The organism is Myroides phaeus, assembly GCF_009799805.1.
Classification (GTDB): Bacteria; Bacteroidota; Bacteroidia; order Flavobacteriales; family Flavobacteriaceae; genus Flavobacterium; species Flavobacterium phaeum_A.
The window spans coordinates 111,863-131,999 of the sequence record NZ_CP047050.1; the positions used below are offsets into that span (position 1 = coordinate 111,863).

At 33.0% G+C, this 20,137-nt stretch carries 17 protein-coding genes; 11 read left to right on the plus strand and 6 right to left on the minus strand.

Going from position 1 to position 20,137, the window contains the following annotated elements; all coding sequences use genetic code 11:
* Positions 1-153: 153 nt before the first annotated feature.
* From GQS07_RS00445 to GQS07_RS00480, 8 genes are all read left to right on the plus strand, one after another.
* Entirely contained in the window at positions 154-744 is a 591-nt protein-coding gene (locus GQS07_RS00445; RefSeq protein WP_158209180.1) for a DUF4199 domain-containing protein, read from the plus strand.
* Positions 745-747: 3 nt separating this feature from the next.
* Complete coding sequence (locus tag GQS07_RS00450; RefSeq protein ID WP_158209181.1) at positions 748-1,704, plus strand: glycosyltransferase family 2 protein; 957 nt, start codon at positions 748-750, stop codon at positions 1,702-1,704.
* 21 nt (positions 1,705-1,725) lie between these two features.
* The gene (locus tag GQS07_RS00455) at positions 1,726-3,453 is read left to right on the plus strand and encodes a phospho-sugar mutase (protein WP_158209182.1); all 1,728 of its coding nucleotides are present in this window, start codon (positions 1,726-1,728) and stop codon (positions 3,451-3,453) included.
* Positions 3,454-3,516: 63 nt separating this feature from the next.
* A complete protein-coding gene (locus tag GQS07_RS00460; RefSeq protein ID WP_158209183.1) occupies positions 3,517-5,346 on the plus strand; it encodes an ABC transporter ATP-binding protein in 1,830 nt (609 codons plus the stop codon).
* 1 nt (position 5,347) lies between these two features.
* A complete protein-coding gene (locus GQS07_RS00465; RefSeq protein WP_158209184.1) occupies positions 5,348-6,049 on the plus strand; it encodes a hypothetical protein in 702 nt (233 codons plus the stop codon).
* Positions 6,050-6,063: 14 nt separating this feature from the next.
* Entirely contained in the window at positions 6,064-7,260 is a 1,197-nt protein-coding gene (pncB, locus tag GQS07_RS00470) for a nicotinate phosphoribosyltransferase (RefSeq protein ID WP_090407577.1), read from the plus strand.
* Between the two features lie 93 nt (positions 7,261-7,353).
* Positions 7,354-7,773, plus strand: coding sequence for a nucleoside-diphosphate kinase (locus GQS07_RS00475; protein WP_090407574.1), 420 nt, complete (start codon positions 7,354-7,356; stop codon positions 7,771-7,773).
* Between the two features lie 576 nt (positions 7,774-8,349).
* Positions 8,350-9,474, plus strand: a complete 1,125-nt coding sequence (locus GQS07_RS00480; RefSeq protein ID WP_158209185.1) for a calcium:proton antiporter — start codon at positions 8,350-8,352, stop codon at positions 9,472-9,474.
* 370 nt (positions 9,475-9,844) lie between these two features.
* Here the strand turns inward: GQS07_RS00480 and glsA are convergent, their stop codons facing one another.
* Genes glsA through GQS07_RS00495 form a run of 3 tightly spaced genes read right to left on the minus strand, consistent with a single transcriptional unit; the run spans position 9,845 to position 12,835 of the window.
* Positions 9,845-10,873, minus strand: a complete 1,029-nt coding sequence (gene glsA / locus GQS07_RS00485; protein ID WP_158209186.1) for a glutaminase A — start codon at positions 10,871-10,873, stop codon at positions 9,845-9,847.
* 13 nt (positions 10,874-10,886) lie between these two features.
* Positions 10,887-11,918 (minus strand): AMP-binding protein, encoded by a 1,032-nt coding sequence (locus GQS07_RS00490; RefSeq protein ID WP_158209187.1) that lies wholly within the window; start codon positions 11,916-11,918, stop codon positions 10,887-10,889.
* Positions 11,919-11,920: 2 nt separating this feature from the next.
* Positions 11,921-12,835, minus strand: coding sequence for a CPBP family intramembrane glutamic endopeptidase (locus tag GQS07_RS00495; protein WP_158209188.1), 915 nt, complete (start codon positions 12,833-12,835; stop codon positions 11,921-11,923).
* 41 nt (positions 12,836-12,876) lie between these two features.
* On the opposite strand from GQS07_RS00495, the gene arsC reads away from it, so the two are divergent.
* Positions 12,877-13,218 carry an arsenate reductase (glutaredoxin) gene (gene arsC, locus GQS07_RS00500; protein ID WP_158209189.1) on the plus strand — a complete coding sequence of 114 codons (342 nt, stop codon included), beginning with the start codon at positions 12,877-12,879 and terminating at the stop codon, positions 13,216-13,218.
* A gap of 83 nt (positions 13,219-13,301) precedes the next feature.
* Positions 13,302-15,779, plus strand: coding sequence for a TonB-dependent receptor domain-containing protein (locus GQS07_RS00505; RefSeq protein WP_158209190.1), 2,478 nt, complete (start codon positions 13,302-13,304; stop codon positions 15,777-15,779).
* 210 nt (positions 15,780-15,989) lie between these two features.
* Here GQS07_RS00505 and GQS07_RS13660 read toward each other — a convergent pair whose 3' ends face one another.
* Positions 15,990-16,166, minus strand: a complete 177-nt coding sequence (locus GQS07_RS13660) for a hypothetical protein (protein ID WP_199269101.1) — start codon at positions 16,164-16,166, stop codon at positions 15,990-15,992.
* A 148-nt stretch (positions 16,167-16,314) separates the two neighbouring features.
* Between GQS07_RS13660 and fumC the strand changes: the two genes are divergently transcribed.
* Positions 16,315-17,715 carry a class II fumarate hydratase gene (gene fumC / locus GQS07_RS00510; protein WP_158209191.1) on the plus strand — a complete coding sequence of 467 codons (1,401 nt, stop codon included), beginning with the start codon at positions 16,315-16,317 and terminating at the stop codon, positions 17,713-17,715.
* 124 nt (positions 17,716-17,839) lie between these two features.
* Here the strand turns inward: fumC and trpB are convergent, their stop codons facing one another.
* Positions 17,840-19,021 (minus strand): tryptophan synthase subunit beta, encoded by a 1,182-nt coding sequence (trpB, locus tag GQS07_RS00515; protein WP_158209192.1) that lies wholly within the window; start codon positions 19,019-19,021, stop codon positions 17,840-17,842.
* A gap of 281 nt (positions 19,022-19,302) precedes the next feature.
* The gene (locus GQS07_RS00520) at positions 19,303-19,953 is read right to left on the minus strand and encodes a peptidoglycan-binding protein LysM (RefSeq protein WP_176770734.1); all 651 of its coding nucleotides are present in this window, start codon (positions 19,951-19,953) and stop codon (positions 19,303-19,305) included.
* Positions 19,954-20,137 lie beyond the last annotated feature (184 nt).

Below are 20,137 nucleotides of genomic sequence, written 5' to 3' on the forward strand. Positions count from 1 at the left end.
TCTCCTACTGCTCAATCAGCTACACAAACTTCTTCCAAGACATTAGTAATAGGGTACAATTCTTCGTTAGTTAATGTTAATATTCTCTTATTGTAACCAAAAGGTAAAGGGTTATTTTTAGTATATTTGTCAATTATATCTATTAAAATCGTAATGAAGAGTACCGTAAATAAAGTAGGAATCACTTTTGGAATTATATTAGCCATCTATTATATCTTGTTTAACTGTGTTATCTTTTTCACAGATCAAACATTATTTGCCAACACACTTGCAGGTTTCTTCAATATGGGAGTTGTTGTATGTCTTGGTATTTTATCTGTCCTTGTTGCTAAAAACAAATGTGGTGGATATGTAACTTTTAGAGAGGCGTTTACTCCTTACTTAATCATGATTACTATTGGGGTTACCGTAAACTATATTGTATATAACTTATTGTTTAACGTTGTTGACCCAGCGGCAAAAGATGTCGTAAATAAAGCATTGTATGAAATGCTTATTCAAACATTAGATAATTCAGGTTTACCACAAGACCAAATAGATGAACAATTACAAAAAGCACGCGACATCAGTCAGTTTGCACCAAAATCTCAATTGTTTATGTGGGCTGGTAGTATATTGAGAAACTCTATCTTAGGGTTACTTTTAGCTGCTATTTTTAAAAACAAGTCTGAATTTATTCCACCTGTTGAAGAACACATAGAAGAAGTAATTGCTGAACCAAAACAGCCTAAGAAACGCAAGTAATAAATGAATTTATCAATTGTAATTCCTTTGCTTAATGAAGCAGAGTCGCTTCCCGAACTGCATCAGTGGATAACGAAGGTTATGCGTGAGCACGACTTTTCGTATGAAATCTTATTTGTAGATGATGGTAGTAAAGATGATTCTTGGAAAATAATTTCACAATTATCATATGACGATTCTCATACAAAAGGAATACGTTTTCAACGTAACTTTGGTAAATCACAAGCACTACACGCTGGATTTGCACAAGCGAATGGAGATGTAGTCATTACAATGGATGCCGACTTACAAGACAGTCCTGATGAAATCCCAGAGTTATTCAAAATGATTACTGTTGATGGTTTTGATATGGTATCTGGTTGGAAGAAAAAGAGATATGACTCAGTCATTGCTAAAAACCTTCCTTCTAAATTATTCAATTGGGCTGCCCGTAAAACATCCGGTGTTACTTTAAACGATTTCAATTGTGGATTAAAAGCCTATAAAAACGAGGTGATTAAAAACATTGAAGTATCCGGTGAAATGCATCGTTACATTCCTGTTCTTGCAAAGAATGAAGGATATGACAATATCGGTGAAAAAGTAGTACAACACCAAGCAAGAAAATACGGTACAACTAAATTTGGTATGAGCCGTTTTATCTATGGTTTCTTAGATCTTATTACAATTTGGTTTTTATCAAAATTTGGGAAAAGACCAATGCATTTTTTCGGTACCTTAGGAGGAATAACTTTTGGTATTGGATTCTGTGCTGCCTTTGGTATTGGAATGAGTAAATTGTACAAGTTATACAACAATGAAACAGCGATTTTGGTTACACAGAATCCGTGGTTTTATATATCCTTAGCAACAATGGTAATTGGAACACAAATGTTCCTTGCTGGTTTCTTAGGAGAAATGATTTTAAAAACGAGAACAAACATTAGTAGATATAAAATCGCTGAACAACGCGGTTTTTAATCCACACTAAAATTTAATATTATGCAAATAGAAAAAGAAATCTTAGCAAAAGCAGAATTGTGGTTAAAATCACCTTTCGATGCTGACACACAGGCTTCTGTTCAAACAATGATTGATACTGACCCTGCCCTACTTAAAGATAGTTTTTACAAAAACTTAGAATTTGGAACAGGTGGTATGCGTGGTATTATGGGTATCGGTACAAACCGCATCAACAAATATACTTTGGGTAAAAATACACAAGGTTTATCTAACTATATCAAAGAATCTTTCCCTGGACAAGAGTGGAAAGTAGCTATTAACTATGACTGTCGTCATAACAGTCAAGAATTAGCGAAAGTAGTAGCTGACGTTTTTACAGCAAATGGAATAAAGGTTTACTTATTCTCTGAAATGCGTCCTACTCCTGAGTTGTCTTTCGCTGTTAGACATTACAACTGTAATGCTGGTATTGTATTGACTGCTTCACATAACCCTCCTGAATACAACGGGTACAAAGTGTACTGGCAAGATGGTGGACAAATTGTTCCTCCAAACGATGCTGCAGTTATTGATGAAATCAATTCATTAAGCTATAACGAAGTACAATTCACCGGAAACGACAGCTTAATCACTTACGTTGGTGAAGAGTTAGACAAAGCGTTCATCCAATCTACAATTGAAAATGCAAGCTTTGATACTCCTCAAAATATCAAAGACGGATTAAAAATATCTTATACTTCTTTACACGGTACTTCTATTAAACTTATTCCAAGAACTTTAGAAGCTGCTGGATACAAAAATGTATTCATTGTAAAAGAACAAGAAGAACCAAATGGGGACTTCCCAACTGTAAAATCTCCAAATCCAGAAGAGCCAGAAGCATTGAAAATGGCAATGGAATTAGCAGATGAAAAAGGTGCAGATATCGTTATTGGTACTGACCCTGATTCTGACCGTATCGGTATTGGAGTACGTGACCTTGATGGAAATATGAGATTGTTAAATGGTAACCAAACTATGGTTATGATGACTGCTTTCTTATTAGAGCAATGGAAACGAAACAAAGGATTCAAAGGAAACGAATTTATCGGTTCTACAATTGTATCGACTCCTATGATGTTAGACTTAGCAGAAAGCTACAATGTAGAGTGTAAAGTTGGTTTAACAGGATTCAAATGGATTGCTAAATTCATCAACGAATGTCCAGATCAAAAGTTCATCGGTGGTGGTGAAGAAAGTTTCGGATATATGGTAGGTGACGCAGTACGCGATAAAGATGCTGTTGCTTCTACGTTATTAGTTTGTGAGATTGCTGCAATTGCAAAAGCTGCTGGAAGCTCATTCTTCCAAGAATTGATGAACCTTTACATTGATAATAGTTTCTATAAAGAACATTTAATTTCTCTTGTGAAAAAAGGTATTTCTGGAGCAGAAGAAATTAAAGAAATGATGGTTCAATTAAGACAAAACCCATTAACAGAAATTATCGGACAACGCGTAGTATGTGTTGAAGATTATCAAAGTAGTGAGGCTAAAAACTTAATTACAAATGAAATTGAAACGATTGATGTTCCTAAGTCAAACGTGTTGATTTACTATCTTGAAGATGGTACGAAAATCGCAGCTCGTCCAAGTGGTACTGAGCCAAAGATTAAGTTCTATTTCAGTGTAAACGAACCGTTACACGACTTGTCTGAAGTAAAAGCTACTGAGCAACTTTTAGACCAGAAAATTCAAGATATCATTAAAGAAATGAAATTAAACTAAATAGAATAGACTGGTAGCAATGCCAGTCTATCTTTTTATTTCCCCTTTATACAACAACAATATATGAACGAATATTTCAAAAAGATTATTCGCTTTGCGAAACCTTATAAGAACTACGCTTACTTAAATATATTCTTTAATATCCTATATGCACTTTTCAGTGCATTGTCTTTTGTTGCCCTAATTCCAATGCTTACTGTACTATTTGGTGATGAGAAACCTATCACTGAAAAACCTGTATATACTACGCTTGGACACGCTAAAAACTATTTACAAGACTCAATGTCGTTTTACCTTACGCAGTACTCTGCTGAACATGGAGCACAAAACACATTGATGTGGTTAGCGGCAATTATCATCTCGCTTTTCTTATTGAAAAACTTATTTAACTATTGGGCAATGTATTTTATTACATTCTTGCGTAATGGTGTATTAAAGGACATCCGTAATGCGATGTACAAAAAAGCAGTTGACTTACCTCTTGCTTTCTTCTCTGAAAAAAGAAAAGGTGACGTTATTTCAAGAATTACCTCTGACGTATTAGAAATTCAACACTCATTCCTTTCTATTTTAGAAGTAGTGGTACGTGAGCCATTAACGATTGTATTTACAATTGTAGCAATGTTTTTCATCAGTACAGAGTTGACTATATTCGTATTTATTTTTGTACCTATTTCAGGAATTATCATTTCTAAAGTTGGTAAAACTTTAAAGAAAAGCTCACAAAAAGCTTCTGAAGAACAAGGATACTTTTTATCTATTATTGAAGAATCTTTGGCTGGATTAAAAGTGATTAAAAGCTTTAATGCAGAAAAGAGATTCAACGATAAATTCCAAGGTTCTACACAAACTTTTTATGAATTAAACAATAAAATATTAAATCGTCAAAACCTTTCTTCTCCTATGAGTGAGTTTTTAGGAATTGTAACTATTTCTGTTTTATTAGTTTACGGTGGTCATTTAGTTTTAGGTGAAGGTACTTTAACAGGTGCTTCATTTATTGCATACATTGGTATGGCTTATAATATTCTAACTCCTGCTAAAGCAATGTCTAAAGCTTCTTATAGCTTAAAACGTGGTAATGCAGCAGCAGAACGTGTGTTAGAAATATTAGAAGAAGAAAACCCTATTGACTCTAAACCGAATGCTATTGCTAAATCTTCTTTTGACAAGGCTATCAAAGTAGATAATATCTCTTTTAAATATGAAGAGGATTATGTGCTAAAAGACTTTTCTCTTTCTATTCCTAAAGGAAAATCAGTTGCCCTGGTTGGTCAATCTGGAAGTGGAAAAAGTACAATGGCTAATTTATTGACTCGTTTCTGGGATATTAATGAAGGAGCTATAAAGATAGATGAACAAGACATTCGCGATTTGAATATTCACGATTTAAGAGGAATGATTGGTTTAGTTACACAAGACAGCATCTTGTTTAATGATACTATTAAAAATAACCTTAAATTAGGAAAAGAAAATGCTACTGATGAAGAAATCATAGAGGCATTAAAGATTGCTAATGCCTATGAGTTTGTAAAAGACCTTCCAAATGGTATTGATACTAACATTGGAGATTCTGGAAACAAATTATCAGGTGGACAAAAACAACGTATTTCAATTGCACGAGCAGTATTGAAAAATCCTCCTATTATGATACTTGACGAAGCTACTTCAGCATTAGATACTGAGAGCGAAAAGTTAGTACAGGTAGCGTTAGAAAATATGATGAAAAACAGAACTTCTATCGTTATTGCTCATAGGTTATCTACAATTCAAAGTGCAGACTTAATTGTAGTGTTACAAAAAGGAAAAATAGTAGAACAAGGTACACACGAAGAATTACTATCCTTAAAAGGAACATATTCAAAATTAGTGTCCCTACAAACATTAGACTAATATGTATATCGAGAACAAGAACATACGATTGCCTGAAGACCCGGATACGGTGATTTGGAAATATATGGATTTATCTAAATTCTTAGATCTCTTGTTGTCGAATAAAATGTTTATGTCGAGGTCTGATAAGTTTGAAGATCAATTTGAAGGTACTTTCAGTGAACCTACTTTTGAAGAAATCAAAAGAATTAGTGCAGACAAGCCTTTTTTCTTAGATCAATACAAACAAAAGAGAAAAAACGTTGTTATTAGTAGTTGGCACATCAATGAATACGAATCATTTGCAATGTGGCAGATTTTTACTAAAAACAATGAAGGCTTAGCAATTCAATCTACAATTGGTAGAATGCAAGAAGCGCTAAAAGCGGAAACAAGGGTACCTCAACACATTGGTGAAGTTCACTATATAGATTATAAAAAAGAGTATATCCCGTTTGAAGATAACTTCTTCCCTTTTCTTTTTAAGAGAAAGAGTTTTCAATATGAAAAAGAAGTTAGGGTAATTTCAGATGTTACTCCTTTAAACCTCAACATTCAAGAGGGCGTAAAGATTCACGTGGATATCGCACAATTAATAGAAAAGATTTATATCCATCCTAAATCAGAAAACTGGTACAAAAAATTAGTACTGGACTTGATGCACAAACTTAACTTCAAGTTTGACATTGAAAAATCTGATTTAGAAAGTGATATTTTAATTTAAACAAAGAAGCAACAATGGAAACAGCTCATACTAATCAAGTTATTACTTCTATTTTAGATAATGACTTTTACAAGTTTACTATGCAGCACGCTGCTATTAAACAATTCCCATTTGCTAAGGCGTCTTATATCTTTATTAATAGAGGTAAACACAAATACCCTAAAGGGTTTGCAGAGGCTTTACGTGCAGCTGTGGATGAAATGGCAAAGTTAAAATTGACTAAAGCAGAAAAAGCTTTCTTACAAAAAACCTGTCCGTACTTAGATCCTACCTATTTAGATTTCTTACAAGGCTATCACTACGACCCATCTGAAGTTGAAATTAAACAAGATGGTGATGATTTAGAGGTATCTTTCAAAGGGTATTGGTATAGAACTATTTTATGGGAAGTTCCTCTTATGTCTATCATTTGTGAGCTTTATTACAATATGACTGACGGAGAGAGAGATTCTGCTGATAAGGTTATTGCTAATACGCGTACTAAAATAGAGAACTACAAAAAATTAGGTGTTACAATTGCAGAGTTTGGAACAAGAAGAAGACATTCTTATGCTGTTCACCAAGTTGTAGTAGAAACGCTTCAAAAATATGGAGAGGGTTCTTTCATAGGAACAAGTAATGTTCACTTAGCAATGAAATACGGTACTAAACCAATCGGTACACACGCACACGAGTGGTTTATGTTTCACGCAGCTAAATACGGATTCAAAATGGCTAATTCAATGGGATTAGAGCATTGGGTAGATACGTACAGAGGAGATCTTGGAATTGCGTTAACAGATACATACACAAGTACTGTATTCTTTGAACAATTTGACAAGAAGTTTGCTAAGCTATTTGATGGGGTTAGACACGATAGTGGTGATCCATTAGATTTTGCAGACCAAACAATTGCACATTATCAAAGCTTAAACATTGATCCAACTTCAAAAACAATCATTTTCTCTGACGGATTAAATCCTGAAAAAGTAGAACGAATTGCTAAACACTGTAAAGGAAGAATCGGAATGTCTTTTGGAATTGGAACTGACTTTACAAATGATGTTGGTTTAGAAGCGATGAATATTGTGATTAAAATGACACAAGCGCTACCAGAAGGTGGACATTGGACAGATGTAGTAAAGCTTTCTGATGAGCCTAAAAAACACACCGGTACACCAGAAATGATTGAATTAGCCCAACGTTTATTGGATATTCCAATCGTTAAATAAAAATAACCTGAAAAAAGAGATGTTTTTTATAAATAATATCTTCTCTTGTAAGGTTAAAAGACTATTTTTGCAACAAATTAAATAAAAAGAATAATGGCAACGAACAGAACTTTTACAATGATCAAACCTGATGCAGTTGAAGCAGGTAACATCGGAGGAATCTTAAACATGATTACAGAAGCAGGATTTAAAATCGTTTCAATGAAGTTAACTCAATTAACTGTTAGAGACGCTCAAAAATTCTACGAAGTACACGCAGAAAGACCATTCTACGGTGAATTAGTTGAATTCATGTCTAGAGGTCCAATCGTAGCAGCTATCTTAGAAAAAGACAACGCTGTTGAAGATTTCAGAAAATTAATCGGAGCTACTAACCCAGCTGAAGCTGCTGAAGGTACTATCCGTAAAAAATACGCTAAATCTATTGGTGAGAACGCAGTACACGGTTCTGATAGCGACGAAAACGCTGCTATCGAAGGTGCTTTCCACTTCTCAGGTAGAGAGCAATTCTAAGAAGAATTAAAAGATTAATATCTTTATACCAAAGGCTACTTCCAAAAGGAGGTAGCCTTTTTTTATGTTCATTCCCTTACAAACGAAATACTTAATTGATAATACCGAACATATTCCTTTAATCACTTGATGAAGTATTTTCTACTATAATTCATAACCTTCTTTTATATAAATCAAAATAGTACCTCGCAAAAAAGAATTCGGATCTACATTATATCAAGCCTTCTCTCTTGTTTACCACTACTGGATTCCGTAGCAAATTTCTAAATTAACTCATTAGAAAACTCCTTCACCTTCTACAATCTGATTTTCTACACTAACACAACATTATCTCTATTCAGAAATTCAACCTCAAAAATAATGTGAATACTCCTCTACTGCTTCTATAATACTAAAACCATAGTATTTAAAAAAACATTCCATTAAGCAAGGTTTTAGCATAATTATTGAATTAACACAAATTCAATTCTTTTAACTATCATTAATAAATATTATTTATATTAAAATAAAAATATTGACTTTTTAAATCAAAAACATTATTTTTACCTCAAAATAAACATTTGATATAATTAGCCTATGAATTTAAAAAAATTACTTTCATCTATTAAAGTACCTCTATGGAGTATTATTGTTCCAATAGTTGCTCTATTATTAATCTTCTTTAAATCTTCTTTACCAGATACAGTCTTTACAGATATTCTATTAGGAGTATTTTTAATTGGTTCTGTTTTGTCTGCAGTTCACCAAGCAGAAACTGTTGCACATAGAGTTGGAGAACCTTATGGTACTATTATTTTAGCATTAGCTATCACAGTAATTGAAGTATCACTTATTGTTTCTATTATGCTAAGTGAAGGTAATGATGAACCCTCGTTCTTAGCAAGAGATACAGTATTCGCTGCAATAATGATTATTCTTACAGGTATAATGGGGATTTGTTTTTGGGTTGGAGGATACCACCACAAAGAACAAAATTTCATCAAGCAAGGGGTGAGCACTGGTTTAATTACCTTAATTGCTATTTCAACTCTTACGTTAATTCTACCAAACTATACTACCAGTCAACCTGGAAATAGTTATACAAATAATCAGTTAATCTTTGTTGCTATAGTTTCTCTTATTCTTTACGCTGGTTTCTTAGCAGTACAAACTGTTCGACACAGAAATTACTTTGTTGCTGAAGAAGACAATACTAACAACAATAACGAAAATCAAGATAACGATGACCATCATGAAGATGTAAATATTCCAACAACAGTTGTTGCCTTTATCGTACTTATTATTGCTTTAGTTTCTGTAGTTTTACTTTCTAAAAAGCTATCACCAGTTATTGAAAGTGCTGTTGTTGATGCTGGTGCGCCAATTTCTTTAGTAGGTATTATCATTGCGGGAGTAATTTTATTACCAGAAGGATTAGCAGCGTACAAAGCAGCTAAAAGAGATCAACTACAAACAAGTTTAAACTTAGCTATTGGATCTGCTTTAGCTTCTATTGGACTAACAATTCCTGCTGTAGCCATTGTTGCCTACATCTCAGGAATGACAGTTGCATTAGGGATTGATGCAAAATCAACATTACTATTGATTACTTCTTTAGCAACGGTTTATATTTCTATTAGCTCAGGAAGAACGAATATTCAACACGGTATTGTTTTATTGGTATTATTTGCAACGTATTTGTTTACTACAATTGCACCATAGCAATTTATACAAGTTGAAAACTTATAAAAACAATAAGGCTGTTTCAGTGAATGAAACAGCCTTATTGTTTTATTATACTTATGCTAATAAGCGGCTACTAATACAAGTTTCAACTACAGGTTGAATTAAAGCATACATAAGCTATTCCTAAACTCATTATGTCCTGATATCACTCAATAGCCCAAAAGGCTATATTATCATTGTTACAGCTTTATCTTATCCTTTTATAGCAACCTCCTATTTAGATTGAGTAGTTGAAGATTTAAAGTACAAGATTTATACCTCTTGTTCTTACAAACAAAAAAAGGCTATATCATTAATTGATACAGCCTTATATATTCTTAACTAAAGACAGAAGCCTTCTCTTTGTCTATTGAAATAAATTTAAGTTTAGCTCATTTACTAAATCCAAAATCATATGGTAACCAACGATTGAGTTTCCTTGTTTATCTAAGCCAGGACTAAAAGTACCTATTCCTATCTTACCTGGAACACTAACTGAAATTCCTCCACCAACTCCAGACTTACTTGGTAAACCAACAGTACGAGCATATTCTCCACTAAAATCGTACATTCCAGCCACAAGCATTTGCGATTGAACTAAACGAGACATAGCCGAATCTTTATACTTGTCATCTCCGTCAAAACGTGTACACTGATTAGCAAAGAAATAACCAATTTTAGCTAAGTCCTCTGCTGTAACCTCAATAGAACATTGTTTGAAATAGTTGTCTAATTTATCCTCTTCTCCCTCAATCAGTCCGTTATTCTTTAGTAAATAGAAAATACCTCTATTGCGGTGTCCTGTTTCCTTTTCAGACATAAATACTTCGTGACTATAGTCTATTTTATCATTTTTAGTTATATAGCGTACTAAATCAAGAATCTTTTGAAACGGTACATCTTTCTCTCCTTCTAATAAAGCAGTAGTTAAAATAGCCCCTGCATTCATCATTGGGTTTAATGGTTTACCTTTTGTTTCTAAATTTGCATAGTGATTAAAAGGCTTGTCAGTTCCGTAATATCCCATACGAGAAAACACTTCACTCTCACCTTTCTCTTGAACTGCAATCATCAATGAAATAATCTTAGAAATACTTTGCATCGTGAATTTTTGAGATACATCACCAACATTAACTACTTCTCCATTTGGTTTAACAACAGAGAACGCCATTAAGTTTGGATTCATCTTTCCTAATTCTGGAATATAGTCAGCTACAACACCTTCTGTTTTATACACTCTATTCTTCTCTAAAATACGAGTCAGCATTTCTTTTGAAATCTGATTAGTATTATCTCCTGTTCTAATAATCTTTTTTGCGTAAGCTGTTCCACCGAAAGACACCATACAAGCCACTACCCAACTAAGGATAAGGTTACACACATTATTTCTCTTCATTTAGTAATTGAATTTAATGAATATTCTTATTCCTGATGATTTTACCTGATTCAGTTTCAATAAACTTCTCTACAAACTGAACTTCTCTTGGTTTTTCAAATTTTGAAAGTTCACTATACACATCTTCTGATAGGTTATAAGGTGTACTTTCAATCACCAACACAAGTTTATTTCCCAGATAATCATCCTCTTTTCCAATAACAAAGAAACGATAAGGAATTCTTTTTGACAACTTTTCTTCTATTTGCTCAGGAAAAAGTTTCACACCCCCACTATTAATTACATTATCTGCTCTCCCCATCCATTTAAAATGAGAATTATCTATCAATTCAACCAAATCATTGGTAATCACTAATTCAGAATTGACAGCTGGCGCATCAATAACTAAACAACCTCGGTCATCTTGCATCACAGTTGCGTGTGATAAAACAGAAAACACTTCAGTTCCTACTCGCTTAGCTGCAATATGAGTAATCGTTTCAGTCATCCCATACGTTTCATAAACTTGGGTACTTAGTGGTATTAACTTCTCAGTTAATGCTGCATTTACTTTAGCTCCTCCAATAATTATCTTCTTTACATTACTCAACTCTTCAATTGAGTTTTCTACCTGCATTGGAACCATTGCAACGAAATCATAAACCTTTTCATTACCCTTTAAAGGAGAAGACGATGGTGCTATCACATCCAACTGCCATCCTAATAAAAGAGCTCTGATAAACATTAGTTTTCCTCCTACGAACTTTGTTGACATACACAAAAGTGCTGTGTCACCAGATTTAATATCAAAAAAAGTACCAGTTGCTTTGGCTGAGCAAACCATTGCCTCCTTTTTTAACTGAATCTGCTTTGGAGGTCCCGTCGTTCCTGAAGTTGTTAAGATAACAAAATCACGATTATCAAACCATTGTAAGATCAGATTCCCTAAATCAACTAAGTATTCTTCTGTACTTAAAATCATCTTATTAGCCAACGAACATAGTTCATCTATTCCATAAGATTGATCATTTAATCTAAACTCTGGGTGTATATAATTTAAACTCATAATTAATTCTGTTCAATTACCTTTCCAAACAACTGATGCTTCCAGTTTTTCCAACCATACTTCTTAGCAAAAATGAACACAACAAGTGGTAATACTACCCCTAATTGTATAATATATTCCCATATTGCAATTTCATTATCCTGATTTACATTAACGAATATTGAATTAGTTTGAAAAGCTGTCCAATCTGCTGTAACTAATAACACTCCAATTAAATTATTTGCTGCATGGAATCCTAATGCCAACTCTATACCATCATCCATTAAGGTTATAATACCAAGGAAAAAACCAGTACCGATATAATAAGTCATTATAATCAAGCCTACCTTCTCTACTTCTGGATTTCCTAAATGCATTAATCCAAAAATAATAGATGTAGCAAATAAAGCTATAGCTCTACTGCGAGTTGCCAATCCTATTCCCTGCATTAAATAAGCACGCATAAAGTATTCTTCAAAACTCGTTTGCAATGGAATTAAAATAATTGCAAAAATGAAGAACACTAAAAAGGGTCCAATCTTTAAATTAAACTCAAAATCAGCTGGACTATCTATAAAGGAATACACAAAAAAACCAATAATAACCAAACTCCATAAACTAAAAGAAAACAATACTCTCTTCAAATCTACTTTAAAACGAGAGGTGGTTAAACTTTTTAAACTTTGTTTATGAACAGCTAATACCCATACAATAAGAAACACTAACATAAAGACCAAAGGTCCTATTGTTATCAAAAAATTAATGTTTTTACCATATTTTTCGATATTCATCTTTATAATTTCGTTCGTAGAAACCCGAGAAAATCGAATTGACACCCAATTCAAAAACATAATTCCCAAAAAAAACAAAGAAAATGGTAAATAATGCCATAACTTTTGTTTATTATTTTTTCTCAATAATTGCTCAATAAATCCCATATTTCAAAAAATGTACTATATTTGATATAAATTCCTTATTTATGATAACAATTTACCACAATCCGCGTTGTAGCAAATCACGCGAAAGTATTGCTTTCATGGAACAACAAGGCGTAGCTTACAAAATTATAAAATATTTAGAAGCTGACCTTACAGAATCAGATGTAAAGACAATTCTTAAAAAACTTAACTACAATCCAATTGAGTTAGTACGTACAAAAGACGCTTTATGGAAAGATACTTTTGGAGATGAAACCTTAAGTGATGAAGAAATTATTGAAGCAATGGTTAACAATCCTAAACTAATTGAAAGACCTATTGTTGTTAATGGAGGAAAAGCTGTAATAGCACGACCAACAGAAAAGATTCACGAAATACTTTAGTGTTGTTAACACAAAATTAACAATACACCTGTTAAACCTTCAACACAAATTATAGTCTAAGTTGTATTAAACGATCGACTATAATGAAAAGATTAAAAACTACAAAAGTTCTCCTGATGCTGTTTTCACTGTTTATAGGAATAACAGCATTAGCGCAGAACTCAAAATCAAGTACTTTATCTGGTACTGTAGTAGAAGCGGCAACAAACCTTCCTTTAGAGTATGCCAGTATTTTTGCTCAAAATGAGAAAAATGAAAATATTGTATCTGGTGGAATGACAGATGCAAAAGGGAACTATTCTTTTACTGTTCCTGATGGTACATACTTTGTAAAAATCGAGTACTTAGGATTTAAAACTATCGAACTTCATAATATTATTGTCAATGGCAATACAAATATGGGAACACAAAAAGTAACTGGTGATACAGAATTACTTAGTGAAGTTGTGGTTATAGCGGAAAAATCTACTGTTGACATTAAATTAGACAAAAAAGTTTATAATGTTGGACAAGATATGATTGTCAAAGGAGGAACTGCTGGAGATGTTTTAGACAATGTGCCGTCAATTACTGTTGACAGTGAGGGTGCTGTAAGTTTACGTGGAAACGAAAATGTAAAGGTACTTATTGATGGTAAGCCAACAGGACTTGCAAATAACATTCAAGAAGCTATGCGTATTCTGTCTGCTGAGTCTATTGACAAAGTAGAGGTTATTACTAATCCATCTGCTCGTTATGAGGCAGAAGGTGGTGCTGGTATTATTAATATCATCTTGAAAAAAGGAAAAGCGCAAGGTTTAAATGGTAATATTACTGGAACTGTTGGAGATCCTCGTAACTATGGTTTAAGTGGAAACTTAAATATTAGAGGTGAAAAATACAACTTCTATACAACACTTGGGTATAGAGATAGTAAAAGCAAAGGATATGGAGTTAACGACAACCAATATTTTGACGCTAACGGAAATACTACGCAATTCATTAATGAGTACAAAGACAATAAAAAAGAAAGACAAGTTTACAACGGAATGTTTGGTTTAGACTATTACATCACTCCTTCATTTACTTGGTCGAATAGCGTTAGTGTACGTAGAAATAATGGTACTGCTCCTAATAGTGTAGATTATCAATACTACGATGCTAATCACGAGCTACAATATAATCGCGAGAGATTACAAAACACTAAATCAACTTGGAACAGTGTTGAGTACACAACTTCATTTGAAAAGAAATTCAAAAAAGATGACCACAAATTAACTGTTGAAGGGACTATCTCTCAAGATAAGAGTGATGACACATCGCATATATCAGATATCAATGAGTTTTTAAATAAAACATCATTTGAAAGAAATTCTAACGATGATAAATATAAATCTGGTATTGTACGTTTAGACTATACTCTTCCTGTTGGTGAAAACGGGCATTTTGAAGCAGGATATTTAGGTACATTTAAAAATACAAGAAACGACTATAAATTTACAAATCTTGTAAATAATCAATGGATTGACACTAAAAATATGTCTAACATATTAGAGTATAAAGAGCAAGTAAATGCATTTTATACGCAGTATGGTAATAAGATTACAGACAAGATTAACTATATGGTTGGACTTCGTTGGGAATCAAGCAATATTGATGTAAACCAATTGTCAAGCAATGATTACAACAATAAAAAATACAATGACTTCTTTCCAAGTGTATTTTTAAATTATGAAATCTCGCCATCAAGTAGTGTTAGTGCAAGTTATAGTAGACGTATTATGCGCCCAAGAGGATTCTTTTTAAATCCTTTCTCTAACTATACCAGTGATATTAACTACTTCCAAGGTAACCCTGATTTAGATCCTGCAAAAACAAATGCTTTTGATTTAGGATTTATAACAAGATGGAGTGGATTTACATTAAGTGCTTCTGCTTATTTCAACAGAACAGATGATACGTTCCAATTCGTTAAGAGAATTAATGGAACTACAGCTAATGGAACACCTATTACAGTTAGTTCTCCTATTAACTTAGCTACAGAAAACAGATATGGTTTAGACTTTACTTTAAATTATTCACCTTACAAATGGTGGAGACTTAATGGTAACTTCAACTTATACAACTCTGAAACAAAAGGAGATTATACATTTACTGACTTAGATGGTACAAGTCAAACTCAAAACTTTGACAAAAATACATTTGCTTGGTTTACAAGAATATCATCGAAAGTAACGCTACCATACAAAATTGATTGGCAAGCAAATGGTATGTACAGATCACCGTTTAATACAGCGCAAGGAAAAGTATTAGGTAATTTATCAGCGAATACTTCTTTGAGTAAGGATTTCTTAAAAGAAAAAGCAACTATTACTGTAAATGTAAGTGATATCTTCAACTCAAGAAAAAGAGAAATGGATATTAACTTACCACAATCTTTCTCTCATAGTGAAATGCAATGGAGAGGTCGTCAAGTGAGCTTATCATTTACTTATAGATTTAATCAAACTAAAAATGATCGTAAAAAGCAACAAAGAGGTGGTGAAGGAGAAAGTGATCAAGGAGAAATGATGATGATGTAAGCATAAATAAAGACAATAAAAACAAATGTTATTTAAGACTAACTAATTGATTTTTCAATCTATTTGTTTTAACCGAAGATTAAATCTTCGGTTTTTTTTTGCTTTATTTTCAAATGTATTCCTATTAATACTCTTCTACAATAAAGGTAGACAAATAAAAAAGGCTCATAATATAAATATTATGAGCCTTTATTTTTTTTAATCAGATGATTACATCTGACCTTCTTCTAATTGCTGTCTTTTAGCTTTCTTTTCTTTTAAGAATTCTCTAGTTCCACCTACTGCCCAATAGCTAGCAAATCCAACTAAAAATATTAAAAGCCAAAATGCCATTGTTATAACAGTCATGGCAACAATGAAACCTAAATACTGTTGAAATTCAAACATGTTTTTCAGAATTAATTTTTGTATATACGCTTCAAATATAACTATTTTTATAAATATGACCTATTCAAGCTTTATTTTTTATCCTTCTTTAGAATTATCCTAAATAAAATCACTACATTTATACATAATCATTCTAAATACTACAACTATGGACTACAGAATAGAAAAGGATACGATTGGAGAGGTTAATGTTCCTAATGATAAATATTGGGGAGCGCAAACAGAACGTTCTAAAAACAACTTTAAAATTGGTCCTGAGGCATCTATGCCACACGAAATCATAGAAGCTTTTGCTTTTTTAAAAAAGGCGGCTGCTTTTGCAAACTTTGATTTAGGAGTTTTAACTCAAAATAAAAGAGACGCTATTGCACAAGTATGTGATGAAATAATTGCTAATAAATTAAACGAACACTTCCCCCTGGTAATCTGGCAAACAGGTTCTGGTACACAATCCAATATGAATGTGAATGAAGTTATTGCTAATCGCGCACAAGTATTAGCTGGTTTTGAAATTGGAAAGGGAGAGACTGTAATTAAAGCTAATGATGATGTAAACAAATCCCAATCATCTAATGATACTTATCCTACCGCTATGCATATTGCTGCATATAAAGCGGTGATTGAGCATACAATACCTGGAGTTACACAATTGAGAAATACATTACACAGCAGATCTATTTTGTATAAAGATGTTGTAAAAATCGGACGAACTCATCTTATGGATGCTACTCCTTTAACTTTAGGACAAGAACTATCGGGATATGTAGCTCAATTAGATTATGGGTTAAAAGCTCTAAATAACACATTAGATCACTTATCTGAATTAGCATTAGGTGGTACCGCAGTTGGAACAGGATTGAATACTCCTGAAGGATACGACCAAAAAGTAGCACAATACATTGCTGACTTCACTAAACTTCCTTTTAAAACGGCTCCTAATAAATTTGAAGCGTTAGCGGCTCATGATGCTATTGTAGAAACACACGGAGCACTTAAACAATTGGCTGTTTCACTTTTTAAAATTGCCAATGATATTCGCTTATTAGCTTCTGGTCCTCGTTCGGGTATAGGAGAAATCTTAATTCCAGCTAACGAACCTGGTTCTTCTATTATGCCAGGAAAAGTAAATCCTACACAATGTGAAGCTCTTACAATGGTAGCTGCTCAGGTCTTAGGAAACGATACTACTATAGCTTTTTGTGGTACACAAGGTCATTTTGAACTAAATGTATTTAAACCTGTAATGGCTGCAAACTTTTTACAATCTGCTAAGCTAATAGGCGATGCTTGTATTTCTTTCGACATTCATTGTGCCGCTGGTATTGAACCTAATACACCACGTATACAAGAATTGTTAAACAACTCTTTGATGTTGGTTACAGCACTAAATACCAAAATAGGATACTATAAAGCGGCTGAAATAGCACAGACGGCTCATAAAAATGGTAGTACTCTAAAAGAAGAGGCTGTTAGATTGGGTTATGTAACTGCTGAAGAATTTGACAAATGGGTAGACCCTAAACTAATGGTTGGAAAAATTAAACTATAATTTTACTATTTATAAAATTTAAAAGCCAATATCTACTACGTAAATATTGGCTTTTATGTTTGTAAACAACGACTGTGTACTCTTCAAGTACTAATCTCTAAATAAGTCATAATTGTATCTCTTATTAAAAATTAAAGTAACTTCTATAATTATCTAAGTCCTTATCTCCTCTACCTGATAAGTTAATTACCACAATATCATCTTCTTTAAACTTTCTCTGTTCTAACACAGCTAAGGCGTGTGAACTTTCAATTGCCGGAATAATCCCTTCATCTTTACATAAGTTTAAACCTGCTTGCATTGCTTCGTCATCTTTAATAGCATAAAACTCTGCTCTATTTTGTTCTTTCATATGCGCATATAACGGACCAAATCCTGGATAGTCTAAACCAGCTGATACAGAATATGCTTCTAAGGGCTCCCCTTGCTCATCTTGCATAAACAATGTTTTACTTCCGTGTAACACACCTGCTTTACCTACAAATGACGTTGCTGCTGTTTTATCGGTATCTGCACCTTCTCCACCACCTTCAGCTACAATCAGCTTAACATTACTATCTTCTAAGAAGTGGTAAAAAGCACCAACTGCGTTACTACCTCCTCCAACACAAGCAATAATATAATCTGGTTCTTCTTTGCCTTCTTTCTCTAATAATTGCTTGCGAATTTCTTTAGATATAACAGATTGAAAACGACTTACCATATCAGGATAAGGGTGTGGACCTACTGCCGAACCAATTAGGTAAAACGTATCATCTGGATTTTCTACCCAGTACATTAATGCCTCATCAACAGCTTCTTTTAATGTTTTAGCCCCTGATTCCGCAGCACGAACCTCAGCTCCAAGCATTTTCATACGCGCTACATTAGGTGCTTGTCTTGCAATATCTAAAGCTCCCATATAAACAATACACTCCATTCCCATCAAAGCACATACAGTAGCTGTTGCTACACCGTGTTGACCTGCTCCTGTTTCTGCTACAATCTTATTTTTACCAAGTTTCTTAGCTAATAAAATCTGTCCGATTGTATTATTAATCTTATGAGCACCAGTATGACATAAATCCTCACGCTTAAGGTAAACTTTTGTATTGTATTTTTTTGAAAGTCCCTTTGCAAAGTACAGTGGAGTCGGACGCCCTACATAATCTTTTAACAACTCCTCCATTTCTTTCTGAAAACTTGGCTCTTGAATAATTTGCACATACTCATTTTGCAACTTTGTAATAATTGGATTTAAAGCTTCCGGAATAAATGCTCCACCATAATTTCCATAAAAACCGTTTTGATCTACTTGATATTTCATATTCTATATTTTTTTTAATTTCAGTTTAAGGCAAAAAAAAAGGCTTGTCGTTCGACAAGCCTTTTTCAATTATATATATTATTTCTTATTAACTCATATATACATAGCAAGGACTGCTCACGACGTCTGACGTAAGTTTAGTCCACCACCAAGTATTTGTAAGAATTAAATTCATTTTTCTCTTTGTATTGAGTGACAAATGTAAAAAGTTTTTTTTACAAAACAAAAAAAAAGAGAAAATCACATTTGTAACTCTCTCTTTTTAAATATTGTTTGTTAAACTATAGTGAAACCATTGCATCTTTTACTGCTGTAATTTCAGATGTATCATATCCACTAAAAGTTTTTAAATAAGTACGTATTGAAGTACCGAACCCATCTTCAAAGCTATTTAAACCATTGCTGTTTAAAAACTTTTTTACAGAACCTGCCCCACCTAAGTGAGCCGCAGCTAAAATACCTGATTCTGTAATTGAGATTCCTCCTATACGTTTTCCGTCAAATTTTTCAATCTCTTTTCTTAATATCCATTTATTTTTTGAAACTAAAGCATCAAATGCTTTCTCTTGTTTCAAAGGATTATCAAGAAAATCACTTGTATCAGTAATACCAATTGAACGTAGTGCTAATTTTCCAAATTGATATTTTCCCATGTACCCATAAGAATTTACAATTTTGTATAATCCGTAAGATTCTCGCACTGCCAATGCCTGTTTAAAACCGACATAACTCTTTCCGATAAACGGTATTGCTACTAACTTTCCATTTGCAGTTTCCGACTCTTCTTCACTTGTTGGAAACTCATATGATAAGGGTGATTCAGGTACTATTTTGTACTCTTCTAATAACATAGTTTCATACTTTTTGAAACCTGATACAACACCTCCTGTTAATAAAACAAGACCGATAAAAAAAGAACATTTTTTTCTCATTAAAACTAATTTCTCAAGCCCTGTCACCACTTGAAATTTCTGAGGGCAAAGTTACTTCTATTTTACCAAGCACCTATTTATTTAGCACTTATTTCCAAACTTTAACACTTACAAACAATACAACTACCTGAAAAACAATAACTTATATTAAATAATTTTATATTAAAAACTCTTGTTTAAATCA

What these genes read in the sequence shown, in the direction of transcription:
- GQS07_RS13660 (WP_199269101.1), bottom strand. Translation starts at nt 16,166, where the DNA reads ATGTTTGAATTTCAACAGTATTTAGGTTTCATTGTTGCCATGACTGTT.
- GQS07_RS00475 (WP_090407574.1), top strand. Translation starts at nt 7,354, where the DNA reads ATGGCAACGAACAGAACTTTTACAATGATCAAACCTGATGCAGTTGAA.
- GQS07_RS00480 (WP_158209185.1), top strand. Translation starts at nt 8,350, where the DNA reads ATGAATTTAAAAAAATTACTTTCATCTATTAAAGTACCTCTATGGAGT.
- GQS07_RS00450 (WP_158209181.1), top strand. Translation starts at nt 748, where the DNA reads ATGAATTTATCAATTGTAATTCCTTTGCTTAATGAAGCAGAGTCGCTT.
- pncB (WP_090407577.1), top strand. Translation starts at nt 6,064, where the DNA reads ATGGAAACAGCTCATACTAATCAAGTTATTACTTCTATTTTAGATAAT.
- GQS07_RS00520 (WP_176770734.1), bottom strand. Translation starts at nt 19,953, where the DNA reads ATGAGAAAAAAATGTTCTTTTTTTATCGGTCTTGTTTTATTAACAGGA.
- GQS07_RS00445 (WP_158209180.1), top strand. Translation starts at nt 154, where the DNA reads ATGAAGAGTACCGTAAATAAAGTAGGAATCACTTTTGGAATTATATTA.
- fumC (WP_158209191.1), top strand. Translation starts at nt 16,315, where the DNA reads ATGGACTACAGAATAGAAAAGGATACGATTGGAGAGGTTAATGTTCCT.
- GQS07_RS00495 (WP_158209188.1), bottom strand. Translation starts at nt 12,835, where the DNA reads ATGGGATTTATTGAGCAATTATTGAGAAAAAATAATAAACAAAAGTTA.
- glsA (WP_158209186.1), bottom strand. Translation starts at nt 10,873, where the DNA reads ATGAAGAGAAATAATGTGTGTAACCTTATCCTTAGTTGGGTAGTGGCT.
- GQS07_RS00505 (WP_158209190.1), top strand. Translation starts at nt 13,302, where the DNA reads ATGAAAAGATTAAAAACTACAAAAGTTCTCCTGATGCTGTTTTCACTG.
- GQS07_RS00460 (WP_158209183.1), top strand. Translation starts at nt 3,517, where the DNA reads ATGAACGAATATTTCAAAAAGATTATTCGCTTTGCGAAACCTTATAAG.
- GQS07_RS00490 (WP_158209187.1), bottom strand. Translation starts at nt 11,918, where the DNA reads ATGAGTTTAAATTATATACACCCAGAGTTTAGATTAAATGATCAATCT.
- GQS07_RS00455 (WP_158209182.1), top strand. Translation starts at nt 1,726, where the DNA reads ATGCAAATAGAAAAAGAAATCTTAGCAAAAGCAGAATTGTGGTTAAAA.
- trpB (WP_158209192.1), bottom strand. Translation starts at nt 19,021, where the DNA reads ATGAAATATCAAGTAGATCAAAACGGTTTTTATGGAAATTATGGTGGA.
- GQS07_RS00465 (WP_158209184.1), top strand. Translation starts at nt 5,348, where the DNA reads ATGTATATCGAGAACAAGAACATACGATTGCCTGAAGACCCGGATACG.
- arsC (WP_158209189.1), top strand. Translation starts at nt 12,877, where the DNA reads ATGATAACAATTTACCACAATCCGCGTTGTAGCAAATCACGCGAAAGT.